The 26,413-nt window shown below is 73.2% G+C and carries 26 protein-coding genes; 18 read left to right on the top strand and 8 right to left on the bottom strand.

The annotated features are described in order from the left end of the window. Positions 1–71: 71 nt before the first annotated feature. The 8 genes from ACSDG8_RS29980 (at position 72) to ACSDG8_RS30015 (ending at position 7,369) form a co-directional block, all read left to right on the top strand. Complete coding sequence (locus ACSDG8_RS29980) at positions 72–422, top strand: YciI family protein (RefSeq protein WP_030499279.1); 351 nt, start codon at positions 72–74, stop codon at positions 420–422. After that, a complete protein-coding gene (locus ACSDG8_RS29985) occupies positions 419–1,624 on the top strand; it encodes an RNA polymerase sigma factor (protein ID WP_210895217.1) in 1,206 nt (401 codons plus the stop codon). The genes ACSDG8_RS29980 and ACSDG8_RS29985 overlap by 4 nt, the downstream gene beginning before the upstream one ends. A gap of 140 nt (positions 1,625–1,764) precedes the next feature. After that, positions 1,765–2,577, top strand: a complete 813-nt coding sequence (locus ACSDG8_RS29990; RefSeq protein ID WP_210895216.1) for an ABC transporter ATP-binding protein — start codon at positions 1,765–1,767, stop codon at positions 2,575–2,577. Beyond that, positions 2,574–3,290: an ABC transporter ATP-binding protein gene (locus ACSDG8_RS29995; RefSeq protein ID WP_210895215.1), complete on the top strand. Its 717-nt coding sequence runs from the start codon at positions 2,574–2,576 to the stop codon at positions 3,288–3,290. The genes ACSDG8_RS29990 and ACSDG8_RS29995 overlap by 4 nt, the downstream gene beginning before the upstream one ends. A 13-nt stretch (positions 3,291–3,303) precedes the next feature. Next, positions 3,304–4,182, top strand: a complete 879-nt coding sequence (locus ACSDG8_RS30000) for a branched-chain amino acid ABC transporter permease (protein WP_116506340.1) — start codon at positions 3,304–3,306, stop codon at positions 4,180–4,182. Beyond that, positions 4,179–5,324 (top strand): branched-chain amino acid ABC transporter permease, encoded by a 1,146-nt coding sequence (locus ACSDG8_RS30005; protein WP_210895214.1) that lies wholly within the window; start codon positions 4,179–4,181, stop codon positions 5,322–5,324. Before ACSDG8_RS30000 ends, ACSDG8_RS30005 begins: the two co-directional genes overlap by 4 nt. A 52-nt stretch (positions 5,325–5,376) precedes the next feature. Further along, a complete protein-coding gene (locus ACSDG8_RS30010) occupies positions 5,377–6,648 on the top strand; it encodes an ABC transporter substrate-binding protein (RefSeq protein WP_210895213.1) in 1,272 nt (423 codons plus the stop codon). Between the two features lie 94 nt (positions 6,649–6,742). Then, on the top strand, positions 6,743–7,369 hold the full coding sequence (locus ACSDG8_RS30015) for a TetR/AcrR family transcriptional regulator (protein WP_210895212.1): 627 nt from the start codon (positions 6,743–6,745) through the stop codon (positions 7,367–7,369). Between the two features lie 16 nt (positions 7,370–7,385). Here the strand turns inward: ACSDG8_RS30015 and ACSDG8_RS30020 are convergent, their stop codons facing one another. The 4 genes from ACSDG8_RS30020 to ACSDG8_RS30035 form a co-directional block, all read right to left on the bottom strand. Further along, complete coding sequence (locus ACSDG8_RS30020; protein ID WP_210895211.1) at positions 7,386–7,973, bottom strand: cysteine hydrolase family protein; 588 nt, start codon at positions 7,971–7,973, stop codon at positions 7,386–7,388. Positions 7,974–7,983: 10 nt separating this feature from the next. Continuing rightward, positions 7,984–10,071 (bottom strand): amylo-alpha-1,6-glucosidase, encoded by a 2,088-nt coding sequence (locus tag ACSDG8_RS30025; RefSeq protein ID WP_210895210.1) that lies wholly within the window; start codon positions 10,069–10,071, stop codon positions 7,984–7,986. Then, positions 10,064–10,432, bottom strand: coding sequence for an SCP2 sterol-binding domain-containing protein (locus ACSDG8_RS30030; RefSeq protein ID WP_210895209.1), 369 nt, complete (start codon positions 10,430–10,432; stop codon positions 10,064–10,066). Before ACSDG8_RS30030 ends, ACSDG8_RS30025 begins: the two co-directional genes overlap by 8 nt. A gap of 76 nt (positions 10,433–10,508) precedes the next feature. After that, complete coding sequence (locus tag ACSDG8_RS30035) at positions 10,509–10,925, bottom strand: MarR family winged helix-turn-helix transcriptional regulator (RefSeq protein ID WP_210895208.1); 417 nt, start codon at positions 10,923–10,925, stop codon at positions 10,509–10,511. 84 nt (positions 10,926–11,009) lie between these two features. Between ACSDG8_RS30035 and ACSDG8_RS30040 the strand changes: the two genes are divergently transcribed. Continuing rightward, entirely contained in the window at positions 11,010–12,800 is a 1,791-nt protein-coding gene (locus tag ACSDG8_RS30040) for an ABC transporter ATP-binding protein (RefSeq protein WP_439427471.1), read from the top strand. On the opposite strand, the gene ACSDG8_RS30045 is transcribed toward ACSDG8_RS30040, so the two are convergent. Next, positions 12,779–15,745, bottom strand: coding sequence for an AAA domain-containing protein (locus ACSDG8_RS30045; protein ID WP_439427472.1), 2,967 nt, complete (start codon positions 15,743–15,745; stop codon positions 12,779–12,781). The two genes, ACSDG8_RS30040 and ACSDG8_RS30045, sit on opposite strands and share 22 nt — an antisense overlap. 159 nt (positions 15,746–15,904) lie before the next feature. On the opposite strand from ACSDG8_RS30045, the gene ACSDG8_RS30050 reads away from it, so the two are divergent. Together ACSDG8_RS30050 and ACSDG8_RS30055 are read left to right on the top strand one after the other, a co-directional pair. Then, the gene (locus tag ACSDG8_RS30050) at positions 15,905–16,462 is read left to right on the top strand and encodes a M23 family metallopeptidase (protein ID WP_116506324.1); all 558 of its coding nucleotides are present in this window, start codon (positions 15,905–15,907) and stop codon (positions 16,460–16,462) included. Between the two features lie 78 nt (positions 16,463–16,540). Continuing rightward, complete coding sequence (locus ACSDG8_RS30055) at positions 16,541–17,176, top strand: VOC family protein (protein WP_439427473.1); 636 nt, start codon at positions 16,541–16,543, stop codon at positions 17,174–17,176. A gap of 29 nt (positions 17,177–17,205) precedes the next feature. Here ACSDG8_RS30055 and ACSDG8_RS30060 read toward each other — a convergent pair whose 3' ends face one another. Further along, positions 17,206–18,006 (bottom strand): hypothetical protein, encoded by an 801-nt coding sequence (locus ACSDG8_RS30060; RefSeq protein WP_439427474.1) that lies wholly within the window; start codon positions 18,004–18,006, stop codon positions 17,206–17,208. Positions 18,007–18,392: 386 nt separating this feature from the next. Between ACSDG8_RS30060 and ACSDG8_RS30065 the strand changes: the two genes are divergently transcribed. Beyond that, positions 18,393–18,893: a hypothetical protein gene (locus tag ACSDG8_RS30065; protein WP_307871181.1), complete on the top strand. Its 501-nt coding sequence runs from the start codon at positions 18,393–18,395 to the stop codon at positions 18,891–18,893. Here the strand turns inward: ACSDG8_RS30065 and ACSDG8_RS30070 are convergent. Beyond that, positions 18,821–19,129: a hypothetical protein gene (locus tag ACSDG8_RS30070; RefSeq protein WP_210895202.1), complete on the bottom strand. Its 309-nt coding sequence runs from the start codon at positions 19,127–19,129 to the stop codon at positions 18,821–18,823. The genes ACSDG8_RS30065 and ACSDG8_RS30070 overlap by 73 nt on opposite strands. A gap of 2 nt (positions 19,130–19,131) precedes the next feature. Further along, positions 19,132–19,407 carry a DivIVA domain-containing protein gene (locus tag ACSDG8_RS30075; RefSeq protein ID WP_210895201.1) on the bottom strand — a complete coding sequence of 92 codons (276 nt, stop codon included), beginning with the start codon at positions 19,405–19,407 and terminating at the stop codon, positions 19,132–19,134. 301 nt (positions 19,408–19,708) lie between these two features. On the opposite strand from ACSDG8_RS30075, the gene ACSDG8_RS30080 reads away from it, so the two are divergent. The 6 genes from ACSDG8_RS30080 (at position 19,709) to ACSDG8_RS30105 (ending at position 25,634) form a co-directional block, all read left to right on the top strand. Continuing rightward, positions 19,709–19,948 carry a winged helix-turn-helix domain-containing protein gene (locus ACSDG8_RS30080; protein ID WP_030499297.1) on the top strand — a complete coding sequence of 80 codons (240 nt, stop codon included), beginning with the start codon at positions 19,709–19,711 and terminating at the stop codon, positions 19,946–19,948. Positions 19,949–20,065: 117 nt separating this feature from the next. Continuing rightward, positions 20,066–20,683: a hypothetical protein gene (locus ACSDG8_RS30085; protein ID WP_210895200.1), complete on the top strand. Its 618-nt coding sequence runs from the start codon at positions 20,066–20,068 to the stop codon at positions 20,681–20,683. A gap of 73 nt (positions 20,684–20,756) precedes the next feature. After that, positions 20,757–21,386, top strand: a complete 630-nt coding sequence (locus tag ACSDG8_RS30090) for a DUF6642 family protein (RefSeq protein WP_210895199.1) — start codon at positions 20,757–20,759, stop codon at positions 21,384–21,386. 228 nt (positions 21,387–21,614) lie between these two features. Next, a complete protein-coding gene (locus ACSDG8_RS30095; RefSeq protein WP_247678694.1) occupies positions 21,615–24,524 on the top strand; it encodes a M36 family metallopeptidase in 2,910 nt (969 codons plus the stop codon). A gap of 187 nt (positions 24,525–24,711) precedes the next feature. Beyond that, positions 24,712–25,152: a ribonuclease domain-containing protein gene (locus ACSDG8_RS30100; protein ID WP_210895197.1), complete on the top strand. Its 441-nt coding sequence runs from the start codon at positions 24,712–24,714 to the stop codon at positions 25,150–25,152. Positions 25,153–25,214: 62 nt separating this feature from the next. Continuing rightward, a complete protein-coding gene (locus ACSDG8_RS30105; RefSeq protein ID WP_210895196.1) occupies positions 25,215–25,634 on the top strand; it encodes a barstar family protein in 420 nt (139 codons plus the stop codon). Positions 25,635–26,413 lie beyond the last annotated feature (779 nt).

Here is a 26,413-nt window from a genome sequence, read left to right on the forward strand (position 1 = left end):
AACCGGCGTCAGCCGTTCGTGTGGAGGGTGAAGGGCGGCGCGGGGCCGTCCCCGGCGGTGAGGAGACACCGATGAAGCAGTACCTGATCAGCATGTACCAGCCGGCCGGCGAGGGCCGCCCGGACCCGGAGTTCCTGGCCGGGGTGATGCGCGAGGTCGAGGCCATCGGCCGGGACCTGCGGGAGGCCGGGTGCTGGGTGTTCGGTAACGGCCTGCACGACCCGCAGACCGCCACCGTGCTGCGCCCGGCCGGTGACGAGGTGCTGGTCACCGACGGGCCGTTCGCCGAGGGCAAGGAGTACCTGGGTGGCGTCACCATCATCCGGGCGCCCGACCTGGACGCCGCGCTGGAGTGGGGCCGCCGGTATGCCCTGGCGACCACGCTGCCGATCGAGGTCCGCCCGTTCCAGGGCGAGGGATGACCGAGGTCGAACGGGTCTTCCGGGCCGAGTACGGCCGCGCGGTAGCCGTCCTGGTCCGTCTCCTCGGCGACATCGACCTCGCCGAGGAGGCGGTCCAGGAGGCGTTCACGATCGCGGTGACGCGCTGGGCCGCCGACGGGCCGCCGCCCAGCCCGGCCGGCTGGATCATCACCACCGCCCGGAACCGGGCGATCGACAGGTTGCGCCGCGAGGCCACCCGGGCCGCCCGGCACGCCGAGGCCGCCCTGCTGCACGCCGCCGACCCGCCCGCCGAGGAGGGGCCCGTGCCCGACGACCGCCTGCGCCTGATCTTCACCTGCTGCCACCCCGCGCTCGCCGCGCCCGCCCGGGTGGCGTTGACGCTGCGCCTGCTCGGCGGCCTGAGCACCGCCGAGATCGCGCGGGCCTTCCTGGTACCCGAGCCGACCATGGCGCAGCGCCTGGTCCGGGCCAAGGCGAAGATCCGCGACGCCGGCATCCCGTACCGGGTGCCGCGCGACGCCGACCTGCCGGACCGGCTGCGCGGCGTGCTTGCGGTGGTCTATCTGATCTTCAACGAGGGGCACACGGCCAGCGCGGGGGAGCGGCTGGGCCGCGCCGAGCTGGGCGCCGAGGCGATCCGGCTGGGCCGGCTGCTGGTCACGCTGATGCCGGACGAGCCGGAGGCGCTCGGCCTGCTCGCGCTGATGCTGCTCACCGAGGCGCGCCGGGACGCCCGCACCGGACCGGACGGCGCGCCGGTGTCGCTGTCCGAGCAGGACCGTGGCCGGTGGGACCGGGAGCTGATCGCCGAGGGCCAGGATCTGGTCCGCCGGTGTCTGCGGCGGGACCGGCCCGGCCCGTACCAGCTCCAGGCCGCGATCGGCGCGGTGCACGCCGACGCGCCCACCGCCGCCGACACCGACTGGCGGCAGATCCTCGCGCTCTACGACCGGCTCGCGGCCGTCGCGCCCGGACCGGTGGTGGCGCTGAACCGGGCGGTCGCGCTGGCCGAGGTACGCGGACCGGCGGCCGCGCTGGCCGAAGTGGACCGGCTGGACCTGACCGGATACCACGTGTGGCACGCGATCCGGGCCGACCTGCTGCGCCGCCTGGACCGCCCGGCGCAGGCGCGGATCGCGTACGACGCGGCGATCGCCGGCACCGGCAACGCGGCGGAGCAGACGTTCCTGCGGCGCGCCCGCGACCGGATGCCGGGATGATCGCACCGACTGTGCAGGTTGGAGGCCGGTCAACCCGGTAGATGAACCGTGATCGTCTGGCCATTGACGCGGCGGCAGAGAAAAGTACACTCCCGGTGTAATTAGTTTTCCCGCGCTCCGTCGACCGGCACGAGGTGACGATGAGCCCACCGGCCACCCCCGCCGACGACCAGGGACTGGCGCTGCACCACGTCGGCGTCCGCTTCGGCGGCCTGGTCGCCCTCGACGACGTCTCGCTGCGCGTGCCGCCCGGCCGGGTCGTCGGCGTGATCGGGCCCAACGGCGCCGGCAAGACCACGCTGTTCAACGTGGTCTGCGGCTTCGTCCGCCCGACCGAGGGTTCGCTCACGCTGGACGGTCAGCCGTTCCGGCCCCGCCCGCACGCCCTCACCCGGCTCGGCATCGCCCGCACGCTCCAGGGCGTCGGCCTGTTCGGCGGGCTCACCGTCCTGGAGAACGTGGTGGCCGGCGCGAGCCACACCGCACGGGCCGGGTTCGCCGCCGCGCTGTTCGGCCTGCCGCGCAGCGACCGCGACGAGCGGCGGCTGCGCGCCCGGGCCCTGGACCTGCTCGCCGAGCTGGGCATCGACAAGTACGCCGACACCGCGCCGGGCACCCTGCCCTACGCGGTACGCAAGCGGGTCGCGCTGGCCCGCGCGCTGATCGCCCGCCCCCGGCTGCTGCTGCTCGACGAGCCGGCCGGCGGGCTCGGCGCCGACGACGTGGCCGAACTGGCCGACCTGGTCCGCGCCCTGCCCGACCGGGCCGACGGCTGCGCGGTGCTGCTCGTCGAGCACCACATGGACCTGGTCATGTCCGTCTGCCACGACCTCGTGGTGCTCGACTTCGGCAAGGTGATCGCCGCCGGGCCGCCGGAGAGCATCCGCGACGACCCCCGGGTAACCGAGGCATACCTGGGCGCCGACGTGCCGGCCGAGGAGACCGCGTCGTGACCGCCGTGCTGGAGGTGGAGGCGCTCAGCAGCGGCTACGGCCCGGTGCCGGTGCTGCGCGACGTCGCGCTCACCGTCCCGGCCGGCACCGTCACCGCGGTGCTCGGCGCCAACGGCGCCGGGAAGACCACGCTGCTGCGTACCCTCTCGGGTCTGCTGCGGCCCACCGGCGGCCGGATCCGGTACGCGGGGGAGGACCTGCGCGGCGTCCGGGTGGAACACCTGGTCCGGCGCGGACTGGCGCACGTGCCCGAGGGCCGCGGCGTGGTGACCGAGCTGACAGTGGCGGAGAACCTGCGCCTGGGCGGGCTGTGGCGGCGCGACCGGGCCGACGCCCGGCGCGCGCAGGACGAGGTGTACGAGCTGTTCCCGGCGCTGGCCCGCCGCCGCGACCACGCCGGACACCAGCTCTCCGGCGGCGAACGGCAGATGCTCGCGATCGGCCGCGCGCTGATCGCCCGGCCCCGGCTGCTGCTGCTCGACGAGCCGTCGCTCGGGCTGGCGCCCAAGGTCACCGCGCAGATCATGGCGCTGCTGCGGCGGCTGCGCGACGAACGAGGGCTCACCGTGCTGCTGGTCGAGCAGAACGTGCGCAGCGCGCTCTCCGTCGCCGACCAGGGCATCGTCATGTCGCTCGGGCGCGTGGTGACCGCCGCGCCGGCCGCCCGGCTGCGCGACGACGACCAGCTCCGGCACGCGTACCTCGGATTCTAGGAAGGGGTCGCCGATGGAGCGGTTCTGGTTCCTCACCTTCGACGGGCTCGCCGGCGGGGCGGTCTACGCGGCGTTCGCGCTCGCGCTGGTGCTCATCTGGCGGGCCGCCCGGGTGGTCAACTTCGCCCAGGGCGCGATGGCCGTGGCCACCGCCTACGTCGGCTACGCGGTCGTCTCCGCCACCGGCTCGTACTGGCTCGGGCTGGCCGCCGCGATCCTGTCCGGGCTGGCGCTGGGCGCGCTGGTGGAGCGGGTGCTGATGCGGTTCGCCGGGCCCGGCGGCCCGCTCAACCAGGTGATCGTCGCGCTCGGGCTGGTGCTCGTCATCCAGGCGGTGCTCGGCATGATCTTCGGCAACGAGTACCGTCCCGCCCCGGCGCCGTTCGACACCGACGCGCTCACCATCGGCGGGGTCGCCGCGCTGTCCCCGTACGACCTCTGGGTGCTCGGCGCGGCGTTGACGGTGGTGGCGCTGCTCGCGGTGCTGTTCACCCGTACCCCGGTGGGATTGCGGATGCGGGCCGCCGCGTTCGCCCCCGAGGTGTCCCGGCTGCTCGGCGTCAGCGTCGGCCGGATGCTCACGCTCGGCTGGGCGCTCGCCGCCGCGGTCGGCGCGCTCGCCGGGATGCTCGTCGTCCCCACCGGACTCGGCCTGCACTCGCACGCCATGGACCTGGTCTTCGTGATCGCGTTCACCGCCGCCGTGGTCGGCGGCCTGGACAGCCCGGTCGGCGCGGTGGTCGGCGGCCTGCTCGTCGGGCTGATCCTGTCCTACGTCACCGGCTACCTGGGACCGGACACCACACCGCTGGCCGTCCTGGTGCTGCTGCTGGCCGTCCTGCTGGTCCGCCCCGGCGGGCTCTTCTCCGCGGCGAGAGCGAGGCACGTGTGACGACCACCCCCGCCAAGATCGCGCCCGCGGCGCCGTCCCCGCTGCGCCGCCTGCTCCCCGGCGCGCCGGCCGGACGCGAGCCGCGCGGCTCCACGCTGCTGCGCCACCTGGCGCTGGCCGTGTTCGCCGGCACGCTCGTCGTGCTGGTCACCAACCAGCTCGCGCCGTACCAGAACCTCCAGGTGGCCCGCGTCTGCGCGTTCCTCTGCGTCACCGCCGGGCACACCGTGCTGGTCGGGCTCAACGGCCAGCTCTCGCTCGGGCACGGCGCGCTGATGGCCACCGGCGCGTACACGGTGGCGCTCACCCAGCGGGCCCTGGACGAGCGGGCCGTGTCCGGCTGGTGGACGCTGCCCGCGTCGCTGCTCGCGGGGGTCGCGGTGACCGCGCTCGGCGGACTCGTCGTCGGACTGGCCGCGGCCCGGCTGCGCGGCCCCTACCTGGCCGGCGTCACGCTGGCGGTGGCGACGCTCGTCCCGGCCGTCACCACGATCTTCACCGGCGTGTTCAACGGCGAACAGGGGCTGCCGTTCCCGGCGCAGACGCCACCGGCCGCGCTCGGCGCCTACTTCCAGCCGGAACGCTGGCTGGCGTGGATCGCGCTGGCCGCCGCCCTGCTCACCATGCTGCTGCTGGCCAACCTGGTGCGCAGCCGCTTCGGCCGGTCGCTGCGGGCGGTCCGCGACGACGAGATCGCGGCCCGGCTCGCCGGCATCCCGGTGGCCCGCACTCAGGTGCTCGCGTTCGTGGTCAGCGCCGCCTGCGCCGGGCTGGGCGGCGGCGTGTACGCCATGCTCACCGCCACCGTCGCGCCCGGCAAGTTCCCGCTGGACCTGTCGCTGTTCCTGCTCATGGCCATCGTCATCGGCGGCCTCGGCAGCCTGGCCGGCGCGGTCTGGGGCGCGGTGCTGCTGGTCGCGCTCCAGGACCTGCCGGGCCTGCTCACCGAGAACCTCAGCCTGCCCGCCGGGCTGGCCCAGCGGCTGGAGGGCAACCTCGCGCTGGCCGTGTTCGGCCTGGTCCTCATCGTCGTCATGCTCGCCGCCCCGGGCGGCATCCAGGGCGGCGTGCGTGCCCTCACCACCCGCCTGCGCGCCGCCGTCCGCCGCCGGCCCGCCGGCCGCCGGTCACCGGACCGCTGACCTCACCGGTTCCACCCACACCGTTCGCACCGTCGCACCGGAATGGAGAACCATGCGCCCCACCACCCGCCGCGTTCTCGCGGCCGCCGCCGGCCTGGCCCTGCTGGCCGCGTTGCCCGCCTGCGCCGACGACGAGAAGCAGGCCGCCGAGAACGTCCCCGGCGTCAGCGACTCCGAAGTCGTCATCGGCACACACCAACCACTCACCGGACCGGCCGCGCCCGGCTACTCGAAGATCTCCGCCGCCACCAAGGCGTACTTCGAGCACGTCAACAGCAAGGGCGGCGTGCACGGCCGGAAGATCGTCTACAAGGTGATGGACGACGGCTACAACCCCGCAAACACCGAGAACGTGGTCCGCAAGCTGGTGCTCGACGAGAAGGTCTTCGCGCTGCTCGGCGGCCTCGGCACGCCGACGCACACGAACGTGCTGGAGTTCGTCAAGACGCAGAAGGTGCCGGACCTGTTCGTCGCCTCCGGCAGCCGCAACTGGAACCAGCCGGACAAGTACCCGACGACGTTCGGCTGGCAGCCCGACTACACGGTCGAGGGCAAGATCCTGGCCAGCTACGTCAAGCGGGAGTTCCCCGGCGCGAAGGTCTGCCACTTCGGGCAGAACGACGACTTCGGGCGGGACTCGCTCGCCGGCGTCGAGCAGATCCTCGGCCCGGTGGCGGCGAAGCAGACGTACACCACCACCAACCAGCAGGTCGGCCCGGCGATCGGGGCGCTGCGCGCGGCCGGCTGCCAGGTGGTCATCTCGGCGACCATCCCCGGCTTCACCGCGCTCGCCATGGGCCAGGCCGCCGGGCAGGGCTTCAAGGCGCAGTGGGTCGTCTCCAACGTGGGCGCCGACTACACCACGCTGGCCGCCCAGCTCGGCGACAAGAAGGTGATCCTCGAGGGCATGGTGGCCGACAACTACCTGCCGAACGTGAGCGACACCGCGAACCCGTGGATCCAGGAGTTCACCAAGATCCATCAGAAGTACAACGCCGGCAACCCGGTCGACGGCAACGCCATCTACGGCTACTCGATGGCGTACACGTTCGTCCAGGCGATGCTCGCCGCCGGGCCGGACCCCACCCGGGAGAAGCTGGTCGAGGCCGTGCGCAAGGGCGGCTTCCGCGGGCCCGGCCTGGTTCCCTTCCGGTACGCCGACGGCGTGCACGCCGGCTACGGCGGCGTGCGCCTGACCAAGGTGAGCAACGGCGCCCAGTCGTACTTCGGTCCCGCGTACACCACCGACGACGGTGACGGCGCGGTCACCGAGTTCACCGACCCGCCGACCGCCCCGCCGGCGGACGCCGTACCGACCGCCTGACCACGATCGCGCCGCCGGGCAGCCGGGTGCCTGCTGCCCGGCGGCACGACCGTAGAGTGGCCGCCGGTACCCGAGCACAGGAGAAACCGTACCCATGATCGAGCTGGAGACCGACCCGCCGGAACGGGTGGACGGGCGGGCGGCGCGGGCCGAGCGGACCCGGGCCGCGATCGTGGAGGCGCACCTGGCCCTGATCGACTCCGGTGACCTGCGGCCCACCGGGGAACGGATCGCCGAGCGGGCCGGGGTGTCGCTGCGCACGCTCTGGACCAACTTCAAGGACATGGAGACGCTGTTCGCCGCGACCGGGCGGCGCGTCGGCGAACGGCAGGCCGCGCTCTGGCAGCCGGTCTCGCCGGAGCTGCCGCTGACCGCCCGGATCGCCGCGTTCTGCGACCAGCGTGCCCGGCTGCTGGAGGTGCTGGCGCCCTCGGCCCGCGCGTCGGCGCTGCGGGAGCCGTTCTCCCCGCAACTGCGCCGCAACCGGGAGGCCGCAGTCGCCCGGGTCCGTCAGGAGATCGAGGCGGTGTTCGCCCCGGAGCTGGCGCACGCCGGGCCGGACCGGTCGCAGTTGCTGGACGCGCTGACGGTGGCCGGCACCTGGTCGGCCTGGTCGATGATGCGCGACTCGATGGGCCTCGACGTCGACGCCGCCCGCGCCGTGATGGCCCGTACGCTCGGCGCGCTGCTGGTCGACGCGATCGCCGCCGGCCTGCGCTGACGGGCCCGGCCCCCGGTCAGGCGAATTCGCCGGTGGCGGCGACCTCGCCGAGCTGGCCCAGCGTGCTCAGGTAGGCGTCGTGCAGCTCGTCGGTGGCCGCCGTGCACGCGTCGGAGACGGTGACGATGCGGTACCCGTAGTCGACCGCCTGGTAGGCGGTGGCGGCGACGGCCAGGTTCGTCGCGACACCGGTGAACACCACGGTCCGCACGCCCCGGCCACGCAGGATCACGTCCAGGTCGGTGCCGAGGAATCCGCCGAGCCGGGTGGAGGTGACGACCACGTCGTCCGGCTGCCGGGCGACCTCGTCGACGATCCGGGTCTTCGGGTCGCCCTCCAGGAACGCCCCGCGTTCGGCGATCATCGCGAAGCTCGGAGTGTTGGCGATCAGGTCCGGATAGCCGGGCCGGTAGGCGACCCGGGTGAAGACCACGAGGCCGCCCGCGGCCCGCGCGGCGGCGGCGACCCGGGCCGCGTTCGCCGCCACGCCGTGCCGGGCCACCTGGTCGGCGAAGAACGGGCCGAAGACGCCGTCCGGGCTGACGACCTCGTGTTGCCAGTGGACGCCCACGACCGCGGTGTGCGCCCAGTCGATGCGCTGCATGTCGATCCCGTCATGGTGCGGAGAGCTGCTGCGGCGCCAGCTCGTAGCGGCTCAGGCCGCCGGCAGCGGTGCTCCTGCCGAAGGCGTCCAGTCGCCCCCAGCGACCGGGGACGTCGAGCAACGCCACGTAGTCGAGGCTAGCAGGCAGGGCGGGCCGGGCCACGAGATCGTCGCCGACCGGCCGGAGGCCGAGCATCGTCCGCAGGAGCAGCAGCGGAGCCCCGGCGGACCACGCCTGCGGGCTGCACGCGGTCGGATAGCGGATCGGGTAGCGGGTCTCGGCCCGGTCGTGCCCGGCGAACGCCTCCGGCAGCCGGCCGTCGTAGAAGGCCGCCGCGTCCAGGATGCCGGCCGCGACGCGGGCGGCCTCCTCGGCGTACCCGTAGCGCCGCAGCCCCCAGGCGATGAACGAGTTGTCGAACGGCCAGATGGTCCCGACGTGGTAGCCGACCGGGTTGTAGCGGGCCTCGCCCTCGGCCAGCGTGCGGACACCCCAGCCGCTGAACATCGCCGGTGACATCAGGTGCCGCACCAGGGCCCCGGCCTTCGGCTCCTCGACGATGCCGCTCCACAGCAGGTGGCCGATGTTCGACGACAGGGCGTCCACCTTGCGGCCGTCGCCGTCCAGCGCCAGCGCCATGTACTCGCCGTCGTCGATCCAGAAGTCGTGGTTGAAGCGGCGCTTGAGGTCGGCGGCCTCCCGCTCCAGGCGGTCCGCGTACGCCGGGTCGCGCCAGATCTCGCGGGCCAGCCGGGCGGTACGCACCTTCGCGTCGTACGCGTACCCCTGGAGTTCGCAGGTGGCGCGCGGGAAGCCCGGCAGCCGGCCGTCGCGGTAGCAGATGCTGTCCCAGGAGTCCTTCCAGCACTGGTTCTCCAGGCCGTTCACCGGGTTGCGCCGCTCGTAGGAGACGTAGCCGTTGCCGGCCCGGTCGGCGTAGTGGTCGATCCAGTCGACGGCCGCCCGTGCCTCCTGCTCCACCGCGCGTACGAGGGCGGCGTCGCCGGTCCACCGTTCGTACTCGTCGAGCAGCACGAGGAACAGGGGAGTGGCGTCCGCGCTGCCGAAGTAGGGGCTGTGCGGTGTCTCGTCGAAGACGGTCAGCTCGCCGTAGCGCATCTCGTGCAGGATCCGGCCCGGCTCCTCCTCCCGGAAGTCGTCGATCCGGCTGCCCTGCCGGAAGGCGAGCACGGTGAGCGTGGTGGCGGCGAGCTCGGGTGCGAACGGCAGCGCCTGGAGGCTGGTGAGGATGCTGTCGCGGCCGAACAGGCACATGAACCACGGCAACCCGGCGGCCAGTACGCACCCGGCTCCGGCGAGGAACGGACTGAACCGCAGCGCGGCCAGGTCGATGAGGCTCTGCCGGTAGGTGTTCTGCAACGGTCCCCAGCTGGTCTCCAGGCGCGGCGCCCGGTCCAGCCACTCGCGTAGCTCGGCGGGCTTGTTCCGGGCGTGGCCCTCGACCCGTCCGGGCAGGCTGAGCCGCTCCAGCCCTCGCGGCAGGGGGAGGTCCGGCTCGGCGGTCAGCCGGGTCTGCCACCGGCCGTGCGGTTCGATGTGCACGCGCAGCGTCAGGCCGTTCTCGTCCACCTCCGCCGGAGCAGTCGCGGACACGATCGTCTCGCGGCGGTAGCGTTCGCGCTGGTAACCGAGGACGAGTCGCGGGCCGTCGACCCGCCGGTAGTGCCGCCCCTCGCGGTCCGTCGTGCCCTCCTTGACCGCGAAGAGGTCCGCGAAGTCCGCGTCCGCTTCGATCCGTACGGTCAGGTCGACGGGCCGCCGGTCGTTGTTGACCAGGAGCAGCTCCTCCTGGAGCCCGGTGTCCAGCGTGTGGGTGCGGCGCACCTCGAGCGTGCTGTTGACGTAGACGTCCTGACTGCCCGGGACCAGGTAGAACCGGTTCTCGAAGTACTGGATGTCGTCGATGGACAGCGTGCTGAGCCGCTCGCCGTCGATGGTGAGCTGCCACCGGGACAGCAGGCGGGTGTCGTGGGCGAACAGGCCGTGCGTGCCGTCGGCCGCCGGGACGATGTCGCCCGCCCGGTCGCAGACCAGGAAGATCGTCCCGTCGAAGATGCCGACGTGGTCGTCACCCATGGCCGTCTCCCCGGTGCCGTTCCGGGCGCGAGCCGGGCGGGGAGGGGAACAGCCGGCGTACGGTCGCGAACAGCCGCGGGCTGCCCTCCACGTCGGCCTCGCCGCGCAGGACGGTGGTCAGGAAGTACGCCTCACCCCGCGCGATCCGGTCGAAGACGGCCCGGTCCGCCCGGACGACCGCGTCCCCGCCGGTGGCCTGCCGCGCCGCGGTGACCTCGCCCCGGGCGATGGAGACCAGCCAGTGGTCGACCGACTCGTCGCCGGTGATGTCGAACCGGACGCTGCCCTCGTGCAGCGCTGTCAGCCCGCGCTGCCTGCGCTGCCCAAGGCTGCGGAAGAACTCTTCGGTGGCGTCGGCCATCGGCCCTCCTCCCGGTGGCGCTATTCCCCGCCACGGGGCCGGTCGCCTCACCCGGAACGGGTGAAACCCGCCGGGTCTAGTCCTCGCGCAGGCGGCGCAGGATGCGGGCCAGCTCGGCCCGGTCGTCCGGGTCGAGCGCGCCGAAGAACCGTTCCGCCTCGGTGGCCCGCGCCTGGCGGATCGCGGTGCCCACCCGCTCGCCCTCGGCGGTGGGCGCGACCAGCGTGGCCCGCCGGTCGCCCGGATCGGGCCGGCGTTCGACCAGCCCGCGCTCCTGCAACCCGTCGATCACCTCGGTGGCCGAGCGCGGCGCGATGCGCAGGTGCTCGGCGAGCGCGCCGGGACGCAGCGCGCCGTGGCGCATCAGCACGCCGAGCGCCCGCGCCTGCCCGGGGCTGATCTCCCACGGCTCCAGCGCGCGCTTGGTCTGGTGCCGCAGCCGGCGGGTCACCGCCCAGAACGTCTCGGCCAGGCTCTCGTCGCTGCCGCTCACGGGGAATACCGTAACAGGCTTTCGTGTTGTTCCCTCATGTTGAGGTAACCTCAGCATTGTTTCCCCCGGACACGAGGAGCACCCTTGGATCGCATCCCCGACGGCCGCCGGGACGGCCGGACCGTTTCCCCCGCCGAGAAGGCCCAGGCCCGCTCGGTGTCCCTGCGCCGCATCGGCGGCCTGTTCACCGCCCACCGGCGCCCGCTCGCCACCGTGGTGGCGATCATCGTGGCGTCCTCGATCATCGCGATGGCCACGCCGTTCCTGCTGCGTACCGTGATCGACAAGGCCCTCCCCGAGCGCGACCTGACGCTGCTGGCCTGGCTGGTCGCGGGCATGGTCGCGGTGGCAGCGGTCACCGCCGTGCTCGGCGTCGCGCAGACCTGGATCTCCACCCGCGTCGGCCAGGAGGTCATGCACCGGCTGCGCACCGACGTCTTCGCCCACCTCCAGCGGCAGTCGATCGGCTTCTTCGTGCGCACCCGCACCGGCGAGGTCCAGTCGCGCATCACCAACGACATCGGCGGCATGCAGGCGGTCGTCACCTCCACCGCCACCTCGATCGCCGCCAACCTCACCACAGTGGTCGCCACCACCATCGCCATGCTGGCGCTGAGCTGGCGGCTAACCCTCGTCTCGGCGGTCGTGCTGCCGCCCGCGCTCTGGCTCACCCGCCGCGTGGCCCGGCTGCGCCGGGAGATCACCGCCCAGCGCCAGCGGGAACTCGCCGACCTCACAGTGACCATCGAGGAAGGGCTGTCCGTGAGCGGCGTACGGCTGGCCAAGACCCTCGGCACCGGCCCGGCCCTGGTCGACCGGTTCACCGCCTCCTCGGCCCGCCTGGTCGACCTGGAACTGCGCTCCGAGCTGGCCGGACGCTGGCGGATGGCCGCCATGAGCATCGTCTTCGCCGCCATCCCCGCCGTGATCTACCTCGGCGCCGGACTGCCCGGCACCGCCGGCACGCTCACCATCGGCACGCTCGTCGCGTTCACCGCGTTGCAGGGCAACCTGTTCCGGCCGCTGATGGGCCTGCTCAACGTGGGCGTCACGCTCACCGCGTCGCTGGCCCTGTTCGCCCGCATCTTCGAATACCTCGACCTGCCCGTCGAGGTCGCCGAGCCGGCCCGCCCGGTCCCGCTCGACCCGGCCACCGCCCGCGGCCACCTGCGCGTCGAGGACGTCACCTTCAGCTACCCGGGCAGCGACACCGCCGCCCTCGCCGGCGTCAGCCTGGACGTCCCGGCCGGCACCAGCCTCGCCCTGGTGGGGGAGACCGGCTCCGGCAAGAGCACGCTCGCCGCGCTGATCAGCCGGCTGCACGACCCGGACGCCGGCCGGATCACCATCGACGGGATCGACCTGCGCGACCTGCGCCCGGCCGACCTGGCCGCCGTCGTGGGCGTGGTCAGCCAGGAGACGTACCTGCTGCACGGCACCGTGCGGGACAACCTGCGGTACGCCCGCCCGGACGCCACCGACGCCGACATCGAGGCCGCCGCCCGCGCCGCCCGCATCCACGACCTCATCGCCGCGCTCCCCGACGGGTACGACACCATGGTCGGCTCGCGCGGCCACCGGTTCTCCGGCGGCGAGCAGCAGCGCCTGGCCATCGCCCGGACACTGCTGCGCGATCCGCGCATCCTGGTGCTGGACGAGGCGACCAGCGCGCTGGACACCGAAACCGAGCGCGCGGTCCAGCGGGCCCTGGACGAACTGGCTCGCGGACGCACAGTGGTGACCATCGCGCACCGGCTCTCCACCGTCCGCGACGCCGACCGCATCGCCGTGCTCGACCACGGCCGGATCGTCGAGTCCGGCACCCACGACGCGCTGCTGGACCGGCGCGGCCGCTACGCCGCCCTGGTCGGCTGAGCGCCGGTCCGCGCGGCGCCGCCGTCGTCGTCGGACCTGCCGTCGGTGTCGGATGCGCTGCCGCTGCCTGGCCCGCTGCCGGGGCCGCTCGTGCCGACGGCTGAGGCCAGCTCCAGGGCGGCCCGGATCGGGTCGCCGGCCCAGCGACTGGCGAATGCCTCGTGCAGCCGCCACCCGGCGCGGACCAGCGTGCGCTGTCGCTCCAGATGAGCCGCCGAGCCGTCCGGGTGCACCGCGCAGATCACCCCGACGGCGTCGGCGTCCGCGCCCACGCAGAGGTCGACGCGCCAGCGGCCCACCGGATATCCCGGGCGCACCGGCAGCCCGAGCCGGCGCAGCTCCTCGGCCATCTCGGCGGTCCAGCCGGCCGCCGGCGCCGCCTCCGGTGCCGCGGGTCGCCGGTCGGCGTAGGCCAGGAAGTCACCCACCAGGCCCTCCGGCGAGCGCAGCGAGGTGACCACCGCCAGCCGCCTCCGGGCCCGGGTGACCAGCACGTTGAACAGGTTCGGCCCGGCTGCGAACCGGTGCCGCGAGGGCGGGTCGTCGTCCACCAGCCCGAGCGAGGCGATCACCACGTCCGCCTCACTGCCCTGGAACGCGTGCACGGTGCCCGACCGCAGCCCGAGACGCTCGATCTCGTCGACGTCGTACGCGGCCAGCAGCGCCGCCTCCACCGCGTCCGCCTGCGCGCGGAACGGGCTCACCACCGCGATGCCACCCGGCGGTGGATCGTCGGCGAACCGCCGTACGAGGTCGAGGACGGCGCTGACCTCGGCCTGGTTGACGCCGTCGACGACGCTCGCCCCGTCGACTGTCAGCACGTCGATGACGTCGGCGCGCTCGTTGCGCGGATGCCGGGTGACCAGCTCCAGCCGGTCGCCGTAGAACCGGCGCGCGGAGAACCCGATCAGGTGCGGCACGGATCGATGGTGCTCGCCCAGCCAGGTGACCGGCGCCGCGCCGGCAGCCACGTCGAACGCGCTGGAGCGGCGTACGTCGAGCCGGTCGCCGAACCGGTCCAGATCGTGCCGGCGCAGCGTGTCGGCCACGTCCACGTCGGCCACGAACGACACGAACCGCAACTGCCGGGGGTCGCCGGCGACCAGCGCCCGCCGGGCCCGGGCCAGCGCCGGCGCGGCCCGCAACTGGTCGATGTGCGCCGCCTCGTCGAGCACCACCAGGTCGAACATCCCCGGCACCGGGGGCAGCAGGTCTTCGACGTCGGTGACAGTGCCCACCCAGAGCGGCAGCGCCCGTACCAGCGCCTGGGCGTCCAGCCCGGCCAGCAGCTCGCGGCGGCGGTTCCGTCCGGCCCGCAAGGCGGCGGCCAGTCCACCGGTGGCGCGCCGAGCCGCGTCGCTCCACCGGTGGGCGCTGGTCGCCCGGTGGCGCATCGCCGTGCCGACGGCGTCCGCGAGCGCGGCTTCCGCGCTCGCCAGGGCACGCCACGACGCGGCCAGGTCGGTACCGCCGGTGGCGGCCAGCCGCGCCGCCGCCCGGACCGCGCCCGCCGCCTCCACGGCGGTCCGCAGCCGGTCCACGGGTACGTCGCCGCCGCTGATCCGGCGCAACCGTCTCCCGGCGCGGGCGCGCCGCCAGCGCCGCCACCAGCCGTCACCGTCCGCTGTCGCCGCCGTCAGCGCGGACCGGACCGCGTCCAGGTCGGTGTCCGGGTCGAACAGGCGGGGGAGTTCCTGGCCCAGGGCGGGCAGCAACGGCTGCCAGTCGGGCAGCGCGGCGGCGCGGCGTTCCTGGTCGAGGGCGGCGGCGATCCCGTCCGACAGAGCGGTCACCCGGTCGCGGGCGGCCGCCACGGCGGCGTCGGCGTCGCGCAGCGTGGCGTCGTCCGTCCCGGCGGGCGCGCCGCCGGCCAGGTCGGCGGCGATCGTCTCGCGGCGCTCGGCGTCGCCGAACAGCACCGGCGCCGGGCCGCTGTGCCGGCGCAGCAGTTCACCGAGCACGTCGGCGGCGTGCACCGACTGGGTGGCGACGAGCACCGACCCGCCCCGGTCCACGGCGTCCAGCGCGGCGGCGACCAGGGCGTGGCTCTTGCCGTTGCCGGGCGCGCCCGAGACGACCACGACCGGCTCGGCGCGGGTGCGGCGCACCACGTCGCGCTGGGCCGCGTTCAACGGCAGCGGCGACAGCACCTCGGCCTCGGTGTCGTCGCCCTCGCCGCTGGTGTCCCGCCGGCCCCGGCCGCTCTTGTAGCCCCGGCTTCCGGCGTCGCTCCGGCTGTCGGCGTCGCTCCGGCTTCCGGCGTCGCCCCGGCTTCCGGCGTCGCCCGGCGTGGAGTCGCCCGGGCCGGTGTAGAGGCGGCTCAGCGCCGTGTCGGCCAGCCCGGGCCGGGCCGCCCAGGCGAGCAGCGTGTCGCGTAGCCGGCCGGCCAGCACGTCGCGGGTGGTGAACAGCGCCGCGGCGGCCACGCCGACCAGCCGGTCCTCGTCGGTCGGCCGAGGCGGCCGTGCCTGCACCGTCGCCAGCTTCAGGCCGGCGGCCTCGGCGGCGGCGGTGATCCACGCCTTGGTGCCGGGCGCGCCGAGCCAGCCCGGCCCGGCCAGCCCGGGGGCGGCCTCCAGCCGGCCGGCGAGGTCCCGGTCCTCGATCAGCGAGGTCAGTTCCAGGTCCCCGGCGGGCACGATCCGGTAGCTGCGGCTGGTGCGCTCCAGACGTACCGGCTGGGCCAGCAACGGCACGCGGACCCGGCGGCGGCTGCCGTCGAGGTCGGCCGCGCCGACGACGAAGGCCAGACCACGGCGCAGGATCCGCTGGTCGCGGTGCAACGCGTCCAGCGCCGCCAGCCGGTCCAGCGTGGCGTCGCGCGGCGCGCGGTCGGGCTCGGGCAGCCAGATCAGCGGACGGCCGGCACCGGAGACGTCGAAGATCCGCTCGGCGCCGGCCGGTGCCAGGTCGGCGAGCGCGGTGAGGATCCTGGCCGCCTCCATGGCCCGCGATTCTGCCGTACGCGCGCCCGGCCCGGCCACCGCGGGCGGGTGACGGGATGTAGAAAACTTTTGCCCTGGCATTCATCTCTGTAGCTATTTACCCGGCCGGGTAGCAGCCCTAGCATCGATCTACATCGTTGTCGAAGAAGAGGAGAGGCGATGTCCCTGACGTTCACCGCCGCCCGGATGCGCGTGCCCGCGATGCTCACTGTCGCCGTCGTCGCCGGTGCGATGCTCGGCGTGCAGCCCGCGCAGGCCGCCCGGCCGGGCTTCCGGATGCCGTTCCTGTGCGGCCAGACCTGGCAGGGCAACAACTGGAACGGGCACAGCCCGGCCCACGCCATCGACTGGAACCACTACGACGCCAACGGCAGCCCCGACGACCTCAACCGCCGGACGGTCGCCAGCGCCGCCGGCACCGTGCTGGAGTCGTACTACTCCACCACCTCCGGCTACGGGAACACCATCGTCATCGGGCACGGCGACGGCTGGCGCACCCGGTACGCCCACCTCAACTCCCGCGCCGTGGCCACCGGTGACACCGTGAAGCGCGGCGACGTCATCGGCCGGGTCGGCGCGACGTCGGCGAAGTACGACCTCAGCCCGCATCTGCACTACGAGCAGATCCACAACGGCAGTGTCGTGGTCGCCGTCGTCCAGGGAGTCACCTGGTCCGACGGGCTGAAGCGTAACCAGAAGAGCACCAACGGCTGCTGATCGCGGGCGGCAAACCGGCCGGCCGAAACCCGATCTGCAAGACGTGATTTGTGGCTCGGCAATGGGTAGAGTGGCGCGGTGCGCAGTGGGGTGCAGGCTCAGATGCCGGTGCTGTACGTCGGCGACGCCGACGCGGCCGGGAGGTTCTACACGCTGTTCGGCTACACCGGGCAGCCCCGTGGGGACGGGCGTTTCCACCTGCGCTGCGGCGAGCTGACCCTGCTGCTCGTCGAGGGCACCCCGGTCCCGGCCGCGCTCTACCTCCACGTCGACGACGTCGCCGCGACCACCGACCGCCTCGTCGCGGCCGGCCACCCGGTCGACCACGTGCCCGGCGGCGAGTGCCGCACCATCGACCCCGACGGCAACACGATCCTGTTCACCCGGTCGCCGGCTCTGCCTGCCCCGGCCCCGCAGGCCGAGCCGGACGGCCGACCCACGCACGTCCGCCGGGCCGCCGCAGTGGCCGCCCGGCGCGACGGCGCGCCCGCCCACTGCCAGATCGGCGGGCCGCGCGGCGAGCCGTGTGCCAACCCGGCCGAGGTCAAGCTCGCCGACTCCTGGGGCGACACGGTGTGGGGCTGCCTGACCCACGCCGACGAGACGCTCGTCAACGCGCGTGGCGCGTTCCTGGCCACCGAGGACGCCACCGGCCTCGCCGCGTACCTGACCGCCCGCCGGACCCGTCCCGACGAGGCCGCCGTGGTGAGCTGACCGCCGGCGGGCCACCCGGACCGCCGCCGTCAGATCGCGGGTGGCTGCGGCTCGCCGGGTCGCGGTCGCGGCCGCTGGCCCGGGGCCGGGCGCGACGCGGGCGGGGGGAGCAGCGGCTCCAGCGGAAACAGGTCCGCCGGCCCGTTGGCGTCCGGCGCTTGCCTCGCACCCGTCGCCTCCGGCTCCCGGTCACGCCGGTCGCGCTCCTCGGCGAACTCGGCGCGGCGGCGGGCCAGGTCGCGCTCGCACTCCAGCGCGATGCGCTGCTCCCAGTACGGCTGGAGCAGCCTGCGCACCCGCTCGTCCAGGTGCACAGTGACGTCCGGCTCGCAGGCGAATGTCACCTCCCCGCGCGCGTACGTCCAGGGCGGTGGATCGTCCTCGGTCAGCGCGGCGGTCAGCGCGGCGTGCAGGTCGCGCGGCCGGTGCGGCGGCACCTCCACCGCGTGCCGGACGGCCAGCCGGTGCAGCCGCTGGGTCGCCTGCGCCTGGAAGTAGTCGACGTACCAGCCGAACAGCTCCGGCCGTGCGGTCTCCGACGACCAGGTGTAGGTGGCCCGCACCAGGAACACGTACACCTGGCCCTGCGCCGGCACCACGAGCGGCTCCGGGGCGCGCCGGTCGACGGTGCTCACCGGCGTCTCCGGCTCCTCGGTCCACCACAGCTGCCGCAGTGTGGGCTGCGCGCCGTCCCAGAAGCGCCGGGTCCGCAGCCGCGCCGCCTCGCCGAGCGCCCGCGCCCGTACCCGCCAGCGCGGCCGACGGTCGCCCGGCGTGCCGGGCGCGGGCCGGTGGTCGGCCGGCCCCGGATCCTCCGGCACCGCGGTCATCGCACCCCCTCCACGGCAGCACCGTGCCCCGCGGCGTCACCGGGACGCGCGGGCCGGTCGGGCGAGGGGTGGCCGGACCGCCGCAGGCGGCGATCCACGAACCACGCTAACAACAGCGACCGGTGTACGCGCGCAGCCGCGCGCACGGCGGTTCCGCCCGGCCGCGTGGCGGGCGCTGACCGATCGGACGAGCCGTCCCGTAGTCCTATCCGTGGGACTCGGGGCGGGTTTGGTCCCGTTCACGGGACCGACCATCCAAACTCGATCGGCATACCTTGATCTGTTATCGAAGCGCTTCGTAGCGTGAGGCTCCGCGATTCTTCGGGGGAGGACCAGAACGCATGGGCGTAGACGCTCGCCACGCTGCCGGCCAGACCGTGACATACGTGCGATCCCTGGCCGAGCGGCAGTACGACCGGGTCTGGACTCCGGACTTCCTGCACCTCACCCCCGACGTGCAGGGCTTCGCCGTCTTCCACCGCGGCGGCCTGGTGCTGGTCTACGGCGCGGTGTCGCCGGACGACCCGGCCCGCTGGGTCTTCCGGATGGCCTGCGCGGCCGGCGCCGACGTGCCGGACATCTCCGGGGCCATGGCCTGGGCGAACATCCGCAACCGGCTGGCCGAGGCGGGACGCTACTACTGCGTCGTCAAGGCCGACCAGAGCGCCTGCCACGTGGTGTTCGCGCTGGATGTCCGCAGTCCGCTGCTCCACGACGCCACCGCGCCCGACGCGCAGGCGTTGCGGGAGCTGTTGCACTTCTCGCTCGCGGTGTGCGTGCACAACGCCGTGGCGGACTTCCGCGACCTGGCGTCCTATCTGCCGGCGCGTCCCCTCGCCCCGACCGAGATCGACGCCTGGACCCTGTTCGCCGGCACGCAGGACTGATCGCGCGGCAACGGTTCGTCGGCCCGGCGCAGTCCGGCGAGCCGCACGAAGATTTCCCGCTTGGCGATGGCGTTACCGCGACTGTCGAGCACGTAGCCGGTCAGCCAGATCCAGCCCATGTGCGTCACCTCGGCGCCGACCGACACGACCCGGAACGTCAGCGCCCGGTCGCCGCCGAACTGCACCGACGCTCGGCCGTCGACTCGCAGCAGGTCACCGGGTTGCGGCGCACGCATCGCTACCAGTGGCCGTCGTTCGGCGGACGGCACTCGCGGGCGTGCATGGCCTGCCAGTCACGCAGGGCGCGCTTCAACCTGTCGTTCTCCTGCGCCAGCAGGCGTACCTGCCGGTGCAGCTCCGTCAGTTCGTCGGCGAGGCGGGTCTGGAACTCGCGTACCTGATCGGGGTCGACGCCCCGTCGATGCGGGTCGAAAGCGTGGGTGCGCACCTCGTGCGGGGTCAGTCGGGCCGGAAGGCCGGTCGGGTAGAGCCGGCCGAATCGATGCAGGGTCACTTCGGTCCTTCCAGGGGTAGAGGACAGGTGGGGTGGTCTGGAAGGGCGGGCCGTCCGCACGCCGGCCCCGGACGGCCCGCCCGCTCCGCCCACGCAGCCCGGATCGGCGGTACGGAGGCGGAGCAGTCCGGAGGGTCGGGACGGGTGCGCACCCGTCCCGACCGGGGGATGAGCCGAACTCGTTGCCACGCGAGGAGCGGCCCAGTAGCAACACTAACGGCTTAGCCGTTTAAGTCAACCACTGATTGTTGTCGTTCATGGGCGTTTCGTGATCGAATTGGCGGGCCACGCAAGGAGCGCCATGCCTACGACACCCGACTACATCCGCATCTCCGACGACATCATTGCTGCTGTTCGGAGCAGGCGGCTCAAGCCAGAGGACAAGCTGCCGTCGATCGCCCAGATGGCAGCGGACTACAAGGTCGGTACCTCGACCATCCAGATGGTCTACGTCCGGCTGGAGGCGCTCGGCGTTATTCGGCGTCACCAGGGCAAGGGCATCTTCGTGACCGACCCGAAGACCTGGATGAGGCAGCCGTAGGGGCAAGCACGTCCGATGGGCATCCACGCTGCGCAGTCGCCGGCTGTGTCGAGTTCATGCGAGCCGCAACCCCGCGTAGCGTAAAAGATCCACACGCATTAGACGGGATGGTGGTGGGTGAACGTGCTGGAGAGCATGGCGACGCAGTTGCCCGCTCTGCTCGGTGTCCTGGTCGGTACTGTGGGCACGATGGTCGCTACGGGCTTGAACGAGCGAACCCGGTGGCGCCGGACGCAGACGGTCAGATGGGACGAGCGGCGTCTCGACGCATACGTGGAATTGACGAAAGCGGTCAAAGAGATCCATGCCGTGGCCACCCGAATGCTCGGAAAGCATCGGCCTAACGCGAGGCGACCGGCGCTGGATCAGAATGAAGGACTGGTTCGGCTGGCGGAGGCGGATGTCCGGCATACCCTGGCCTGGGAGGCGGTGCTGCTCCTTGGTGATGAGATCACCGTCCGCGCTGCTGCTGAGTGGCGGCACGCCGTGCGCGACATCGAGTCGGCGGCGCGTGCGCTTCCCCTTCCCCCAACGGACGTATCGGGGATGATTCATCGGGCCGACGTCGCCCGTGACAACTTCTACCGCGCAGCGCGGCAGAGCCTCGGTGTTCGCGGGGGGTCGGTGGAGCAGGTGAGGCGCCTGCTCCCGAAGTCCGCTAGAGCGACCCCGGCGGTGTTGGTGCAGCGCCAGTCCTCAGTCCTGGACGCGCCCGACGATCGGCCATCCAGTTAGGACGTTTCCGGGATGGAGATCGCGTCTCGGTGCCCCGTACTGTTGCGGTTTCGGTGACCATGGGGAGATCCGTATGCCGAAGCGCAAAGGCGTCTTCTGTGTTGAGGGCGAATGGCATCCAGACATGACCAAGCGCTGGTCTGTGCGGCCGATGTTGGAGCTGCTAGAAGGACTTGACAGCCTCCGCGCTATTCATCGCAGCGCCGTCACCCGCGATCAACTGCGGTACCTTCTCGGGCAGTGGTCCTTGGCCAGATACGCCTCGTTCGAGGTCGGGTTCTTCGCGTTGCATGGCTCCCCCCGTCAGCTATGGCTGTCACAAAAAGAGTCAACGAGCCTCGACGAGTTGGGGGAGTGGGCGGCAGGTGCGTGGAGCGGCAAGCGAATCTACATCGGCGCTTGTTCAGTCCTTCGAGGGTCTGACACCGACATGGTCGATTTCCTGAGCCGAACCGGCGCCGCGATGATGTGCGGCTTCACAAAACAGGTCAACTGGATCGAAGCGGCTGCCTTCGAGACGGTGCTCTTAGACAGGCTCGTCAATAGCGGAAAGGTCAACAGCGTTCAGCAGCTCGTTGCCTCCGCGCGATGGGCGCCGCTGGCGCACCATCTCGGGTTCCGCGTGGTTTACGCAACTGGGGAGAGCTTCAAGATCCCGGCGATGCGGGTAGGAGGATCGGCTGCCTCTGTCAGGGCTGAGTGAGAACGACCTTCGGCGACGGCCCTACGAAGGGTCTGGTGCGGAGCGCCGATGGCGCTGCTTGACGTGCCGAGTGGGTGGCGCATCTCTGTCGACCGGCCGAGAGATCGACGCAGCAACATTTATGGATGTTCGGATGGTGTCGGCGCGTCGATCGCGCTGGTCGGATGGCGGAACGGACATCGCCGTTCGACGATGACAGGAGGGACCGTGCGCACACCATCCCGTGCGTTGACGGGGACCACCGCGCTGCTGCTGGCAGCCGGTCTGGTCCTGACCGCCGCTGGCGGCGGCCAGGCGGCACCCCGGGAACAGACCCGTACCCAGGCGCCACCCGACCACCTGCCGGGCGACCGGCACGACACCAAGGCCAAGGACAACCGCAAGGGCCGCGTCGCCGCCACCGAGCGGCAGCGGGACCGGGCCGCCGCGCTCGGCGCGCGCGTGCGCTGGTCCGACTTCGGTACGCCGGCCACGCTCACCTCGACCGGCAAGCCCCTCGCGACCGGCCTGCCCGCCGACCCGGCCGCCGCCGCGCGCGCGTACGTGGCCGCCAACCGGGACGTGCTGGGGCTGACCGCCGAGGGCGCGGCCGCGCTGGAGCTGCTCACCGTGGCACCGATGGGGCAGGGTGCGACGGTGCTGTTCCGGCAGCGTTTCGGAGACCTGCCGGCCGCCGTCGACGGCATGCTGTCGGTCGGCGTACGCGACAAGGCGGTGTGGCACGTCAGCTCCTCGCTGGCCCGTGACGCCGGTACGCCGGCGCCGGCCACGATCAGCGCCGAGCAGGCCCGCAAGGCTGCCATCGCCGACGCGGGCCGTGCCGACGCGCAGGTCATGCGTACCTCATTGGTCGCGGTGCCCACCGCGGACCGTGGGCCGCGCGCGGCGTGGGAGGTGGTCCTCGGCGCGGACACCACCGGCGCGGACGCGGCGGCCTACTCCACCTACGTGGACGCCCGCGACGGCGCCGTGCTGGTCCGCGAGGACCTCATCGACCACGCCTCGGACCACCCGTCCTGGGAGGTCTTCCCGAACTCGCCCCGCGTCGACAGGTCCTCGGTCGACACCCGCAAGCGGTGGTGCGCCGTCCCGGCGCGCGGCTGCGCCGAGGTCGTCGGCGTGCCCGGTCACCCGGCCTGGGACGTGGACCCGGCGACCGGTGAGTCCACCACCACGACCAAGGGCAACAACGCGATAGCCGTGCAGAACTGGTTCAGCAACGACCCGTTCAGCGTCGGCACCGAGACCGCCACGCCCCGCCCGGACCGCAGGTACGACTACCCGTGGACGAACCAGTGGCAGGAGCAGCGCTGCAACCCGGAGGTGTTCACCTCGCCGCGCGCCAACGACATCGACGCGGCGCGGGCCAACCTGTTCGCGATGCACAACCGGATGCACGACTGGACGTACCACCTCGGGTTCACCGAGGAGACCTGGAACATGCAGCAGGACAACCTCGGCCGCGGCGGTCTCGCCAACGACCCCGAGCAGGGCAACGCCCAGGCCGGTGGCGTCAGCGGCGGCCCGCCGACGTTCCCGGCCCGCAACAACGCCAACCAGATCACCCCGCCGGACGGCGTCGCCCCGACCACCAACATGTACCTGTGGCAGCCCACCGCCGGCTCGTTCTACGCGCCCTGCGTCGACGGTGACTTCGACATGTCGGTGATCGCCCACGAGTACGGCCACGCGGTCACCAACCGCATGATCGCCGGCCCGAGCGCCGGGGTCAGCACGCCGCAGGGCATGAGCGAGAGCTGGTCGGACCAGCTCGCGGTGGAGTACCTCTTCGAGCACGGGTACGCCGCGCCCGGCCGGCGCGGTTTCACCATCGGCGAGTACACCACGCAGGACCCGAACGCCGGCATCCGCAACTACAACATGAGCGACAGCCCGCTGAACTACAGCTCGCTCGACTACGACTTCGTCGGCCTTCAGGTGCACGCGTCCGGCGAGGTGTGGAGCGCCACCAACACCGACATCCGCGCGGCCATGATGCGCCGCTGGGGCAGCGGCACCCCGGCGATCCAGAAGGCGTGCGCGACCGGCGCCCGCGACGTGACCGCCTGCCCCGGCAACCGGCGCTGGATCCAGCTGGTCTTCGACTCGTTCCTGCTCATGTCGGTCAGCCAGGTCAGCATGGTCGACGCCCGGGACGCGATGCTCGCCGCCGACCGGATCCGCTTCGGCGGTGCCAACCAGGACCTGCTCTGGAACGCGTTCGCCAAGCGCGGCCTGGGGGAGGGCGCGGCGAGCGTCGGCCACACCGACCCCGATCCCACCCCGGGCTTCACCTCCCCGTACGCCCGCGAGGGCTCGCTGCGGCTCCTGCCGCTGGGTGAGCGCGGGCCGGTGGCCGGAGCGCAGCTGTTCGTCGGGCGCTACCAGGCGCGGGCCGTGCCGGTCGCGGACACCGACGCGGCGACCCCGCTGACCGACCGGGTGGACCTGGTGCCCGGCACGTACGAGTTCGTGGTGCGGGCCCCCGGCTACGGGCACACCCGGATCGGCCCGGTGACGATCAAGGCGGGTCAGAACCGGACGCTGCCGGTGGCGTTGCGACCCAACCTGGCCTCGGCGACCACCGGCGCGACGGTCGCCGGGGACGGCATCAACCTGCCGCAGATCGCCGACGACGACGAGGCCACCAACTGGGCCGCGCTCGGCGCGCCGGTCGCCGGCCGGCAGGTCACCGTCGACCTGTCCGGCGGCGTCCAGCAGGTACGCCGGGTGCAGGTCAGCGCCATGCTGCGCCCGCCGGTGGCCGGTGACGCGGACGCCGGCACCCAGAGCCGGTACTCCGCGCTGCGGCAGTTCCGGGTCCTTGCGTGCACCGCGCAGGGGCCGGTGACGTGCGCCGACGCGGCGGACTTCCGGCCGGTCTACACCAGCAGGCCGGACGCCTTCCCGTCGGTGGCGCCGCGCCCCCGGGCGCCGGAGCTGATCATGCGGTCGTTCGACATCCCGCGGACCACTGCCACGCACCTGCGTGTCGAGGTGCTGACCAACCAGTGCACCGGCGCGCCGGACTACGCCGGTGAGCAGGACGACGACCCGCGGGCGGCGACCGACTGCGCCACCGCCAGCCCGCAGGCGCAGAACGTGCGGATCGCCGAGTTCCAGGCGTTCTCGCACTAGATTCACACGGCGGGTGCGGACGGGCGGCCCGGGTCGCCCGACCGCACCCGCCACCGTGTATTCACCCTCGATTCGGGGCGCCGTCGCCGGAAGAGGGCTGTACCGCGGGCAGGATTTTCGACAGACTGAGCAGCGGTCGAGCATCAACATCGATCGATGCGCTGTCGTCTCGTTCAAGGAGGATCCCTTGACCCCGTTCCGCGCCGCCGTCAACCGCGTACGCCGCGCCCTCGCCGCCTCCGCCCTGGTCACCGCCGTGGCCGCCGCCGCGCTCGTCGCCCCCGCCACGGTCTCCACCCGGCTCGCCGAACCGGCCGCCGCCGCCGTCTACGGCTCCTGCACCCAGTCCCGCTGCGCCGACGCGCGCACCGCGCGGTCCGGCTGGTCCGCGAAGAGCTTCCCGACCAGCCGCGGCTGGTACTCGTGGAGCGGCGGCCAGTGCAACTTCGCCGGCGGCCGGTTCTACAACTACGAGGGGCAGTTGCCCTCCGGCGCGACCTACTACGAGTACGACGTGTATCCGCGCGCCTGCAACGCCTCCCGGGACGCGTACCGGATCGTGGTCAACAAGAGCACCGGGGCGACCTGGTTCTCACCCGACCACTACGCCAACTTCTACCGGCTCTGAGCGGCCTCGACGCCGGCCGGGCTCCGCGACGCCCGGCCGGCGCCGTCGGGAAAGGACGGATCATGAGTACGCGGACGCCGGCCTGGCTCGTGTACGACTGTGCGCCGTCCGAGCCGGACGGTGTGCCGGTCTCCGGTACGGCCGGCCGCACCCGGGCCGGGCTGCACGAGACGCTTGCCGCGGCGCTGGAACTGCCGGACTGGTACGGCCGCAACTGGGACGCCCTCGCCGACGCGCTCGCCGACCGTCTCGACGACGGCCCGCTGACAGTGGTCGTGACCGACGCTGCCGACCTGCTCGCCGACGAGCCGCCAGCCCAGCTCGGCACGCTGCTCGACGTGCTCGGCGCGGTCGCCGCCGGTGGTCACGAGACGCTGCGGGTGGTGCTACGCGACCACCCGGACCGGCTGCCCGCCCTGCGCGACCGCGTCGCCGCGGTGCTCGGCGGGCGGGTGGGCGCCCCGCCTCCCGCAACCGGCTGACCGGTGCCGTTTCGCCGCCACCTCCCCGAAGTGGCGACCTCGTGCGGTGATCGTGGCCGCCAGCTCGGCGAGGTGGCGGGGTCTGGTGAGTGAGGTTGCCGCCAGTTCCCCGTAGTGGCGAGCCGTTCGCCAGTTCGGGGAGGTGGTGGGGTCCGGTGGATGGGGATGCCGCCACTTCGCCGTAGTGGCGGGCCGGGCGCCAGTTCGGGGAGGTGGTGGGGTCCGGTGGGGAGGGATGCCGCCACTTCGCCGTAGTGGCGGGCCGGGCGCCAGTTCGGGGAGGTGGTGGGGTCCGGTGGGGAGGGATGCCGCCACTTCGCCGTAGTGGCGGGCCGGGCGCCAGTTCGGGGAGGTGGTGAGGTCCGGTGGGGAGGGATGCCGCCACTTCCCGTAGCGGCGAGCCGGACGCCAGTTCGGGGAGGTGGTGAGGTTCGGTCGGTGGAGATGCGGCCAGTTCGAGATGGTGGCGTGGGCGGTCGCCATTTCGGGGTGGTGGCGGGGTTCGGTGGGGAGGGATGCCGCCACTTCACCGTAGTGGCGGGCCGGGCGCCAGTTCGGCGAGGTGACGGGGTCCGGTGGGTGGGGATGCGGCCACTTCCCCGTAGTGGTGGGCCGGGCGCCAGTTCGGGGAGGTGGTGAGGGCTGGTGAGTGGGGATGCGGTCACCTCGGGGTGGTGGGCCGGGCACCGGGTCGGGGAAGTGGCGAAGGTGGGGTGAGTGTGGACCTGGTGGTGAGCGCGCGGGTCGCGTCTGCGGCCTGGGCGGGACGCGCCGGACCG

The sequence above is a fragment of the Micromonospora sp. LA-10 genome (assembly GCF_051853095.1).
Taxonomy (GTDB): Bacteria; Actinomycetota; Actinomycetes; order Mycobacteriales; family Micromonosporaceae; genus Micromonospora; species Micromonospora echinospora_A.

Coding starts and splice junctions, on each gene's coding strand:
- ACSDG8_RS29980 (WP_030499279.1), top strand. CDS start 72: ATGAAGCAGTACCTGATCAGCATGTACCAGCCGGCCGGCGAGGGCCGC.
- ACSDG8_RS29985 (WP_210895217.1), top strand. CDS start 419: ATGACCGAGGTCGAACGGGTCTTCCGGGCCGAGTACGGCCGCGCGGTA.
- ACSDG8_RS30060 (WP_439427474.1), bottom strand. CDS start 18,006: ATGACCGCGGTGCCGGAGGATCCGGGGCCGGCCGACCACCGGCCCGCG.
- ACSDG8_RS30015 (WP_210895212.1), top strand. CDS start 6,743: ATGATCGAGCTGGAGACCGACCCGCCGGAACGGGTGGACGGGCGGGCG.
- ACSDG8_RS30000 (WP_116506340.1), top strand. CDS start 3,304: ATGGAGCGGTTCTGGTTCCTCACCTTCGACGGGCTCGCCGGCGGGGCG.
- ACSDG8_RS30045 (WP_439427472.1), bottom strand. CDS start 15,745: ATGGAGGCGGCCAGGATCCTCACCGCGCTCGCCGACCTGGCACCGGCC.
- ACSDG8_RS30050 (WP_116506324.1), top strand. CDS start 15,905: ATGTCCCTGACGTTCACCGCCGCCCGGATGCGCGTGCCCGCGATGCTC.
- ACSDG8_RS30020 (WP_210895211.1), bottom strand. CDS start 7,973: ATGCAGCGCATCGACTGGGCGCACACCGCGGTCGTGGGCGTCCACTGG.
- ACSDG8_RS30070 (WP_210895202.1), bottom strand. CDS start 19,129: ATGCGTGCGCCGCAACCCGGTGACCTGCTGCGAGTCGACGGCCGAGCG.
- ACSDG8_RS30025 (WP_210895210.1), bottom strand. CDS start 10,071: ATGGGTGACGACCACGTCGGCATCTTCGACGGGACGATCTTCCTGGTC.
- ACSDG8_RS30030 (WP_210895209.1), bottom strand. CDS start 10,432: ATGGCCGACGCCACCGAAGAGTTCTTCCGCAGCCTTGGGCAGCGCAGG.
- ACSDG8_RS30090 (WP_210895199.1), top strand. CDS start 20,757: ATGCCGAAGCGCAAAGGCGTCTTCTGTGTTGAGGGCGAATGGCATCCA.
- ACSDG8_RS30010 (WP_210895213.1), top strand. CDS start 5,377: ATGCGCCCCACCACCCGCCGCGTTCTCGCGGCCGCCGCCGGCCTGGCC.
- ACSDG8_RS30105 (WP_210895196.1), top strand. CDS start 25,215: ATGAGTACGCGGACGCCGGCCTGGCTCGTGTACGACTGTGCGCCGTCC.
- ACSDG8_RS30080 (WP_030499297.1), top strand. CDS start 19,709: ATGCCTACGACACCCGACTACATCCGCATCTCCGACGACATCATTGCT.
- ACSDG8_RS29990 (WP_210895216.1), top strand. CDS start 1,765: ATGAGCCCACCGGCCACCCCCGCCGACGACCAGGGACTGGCGCTGCAC.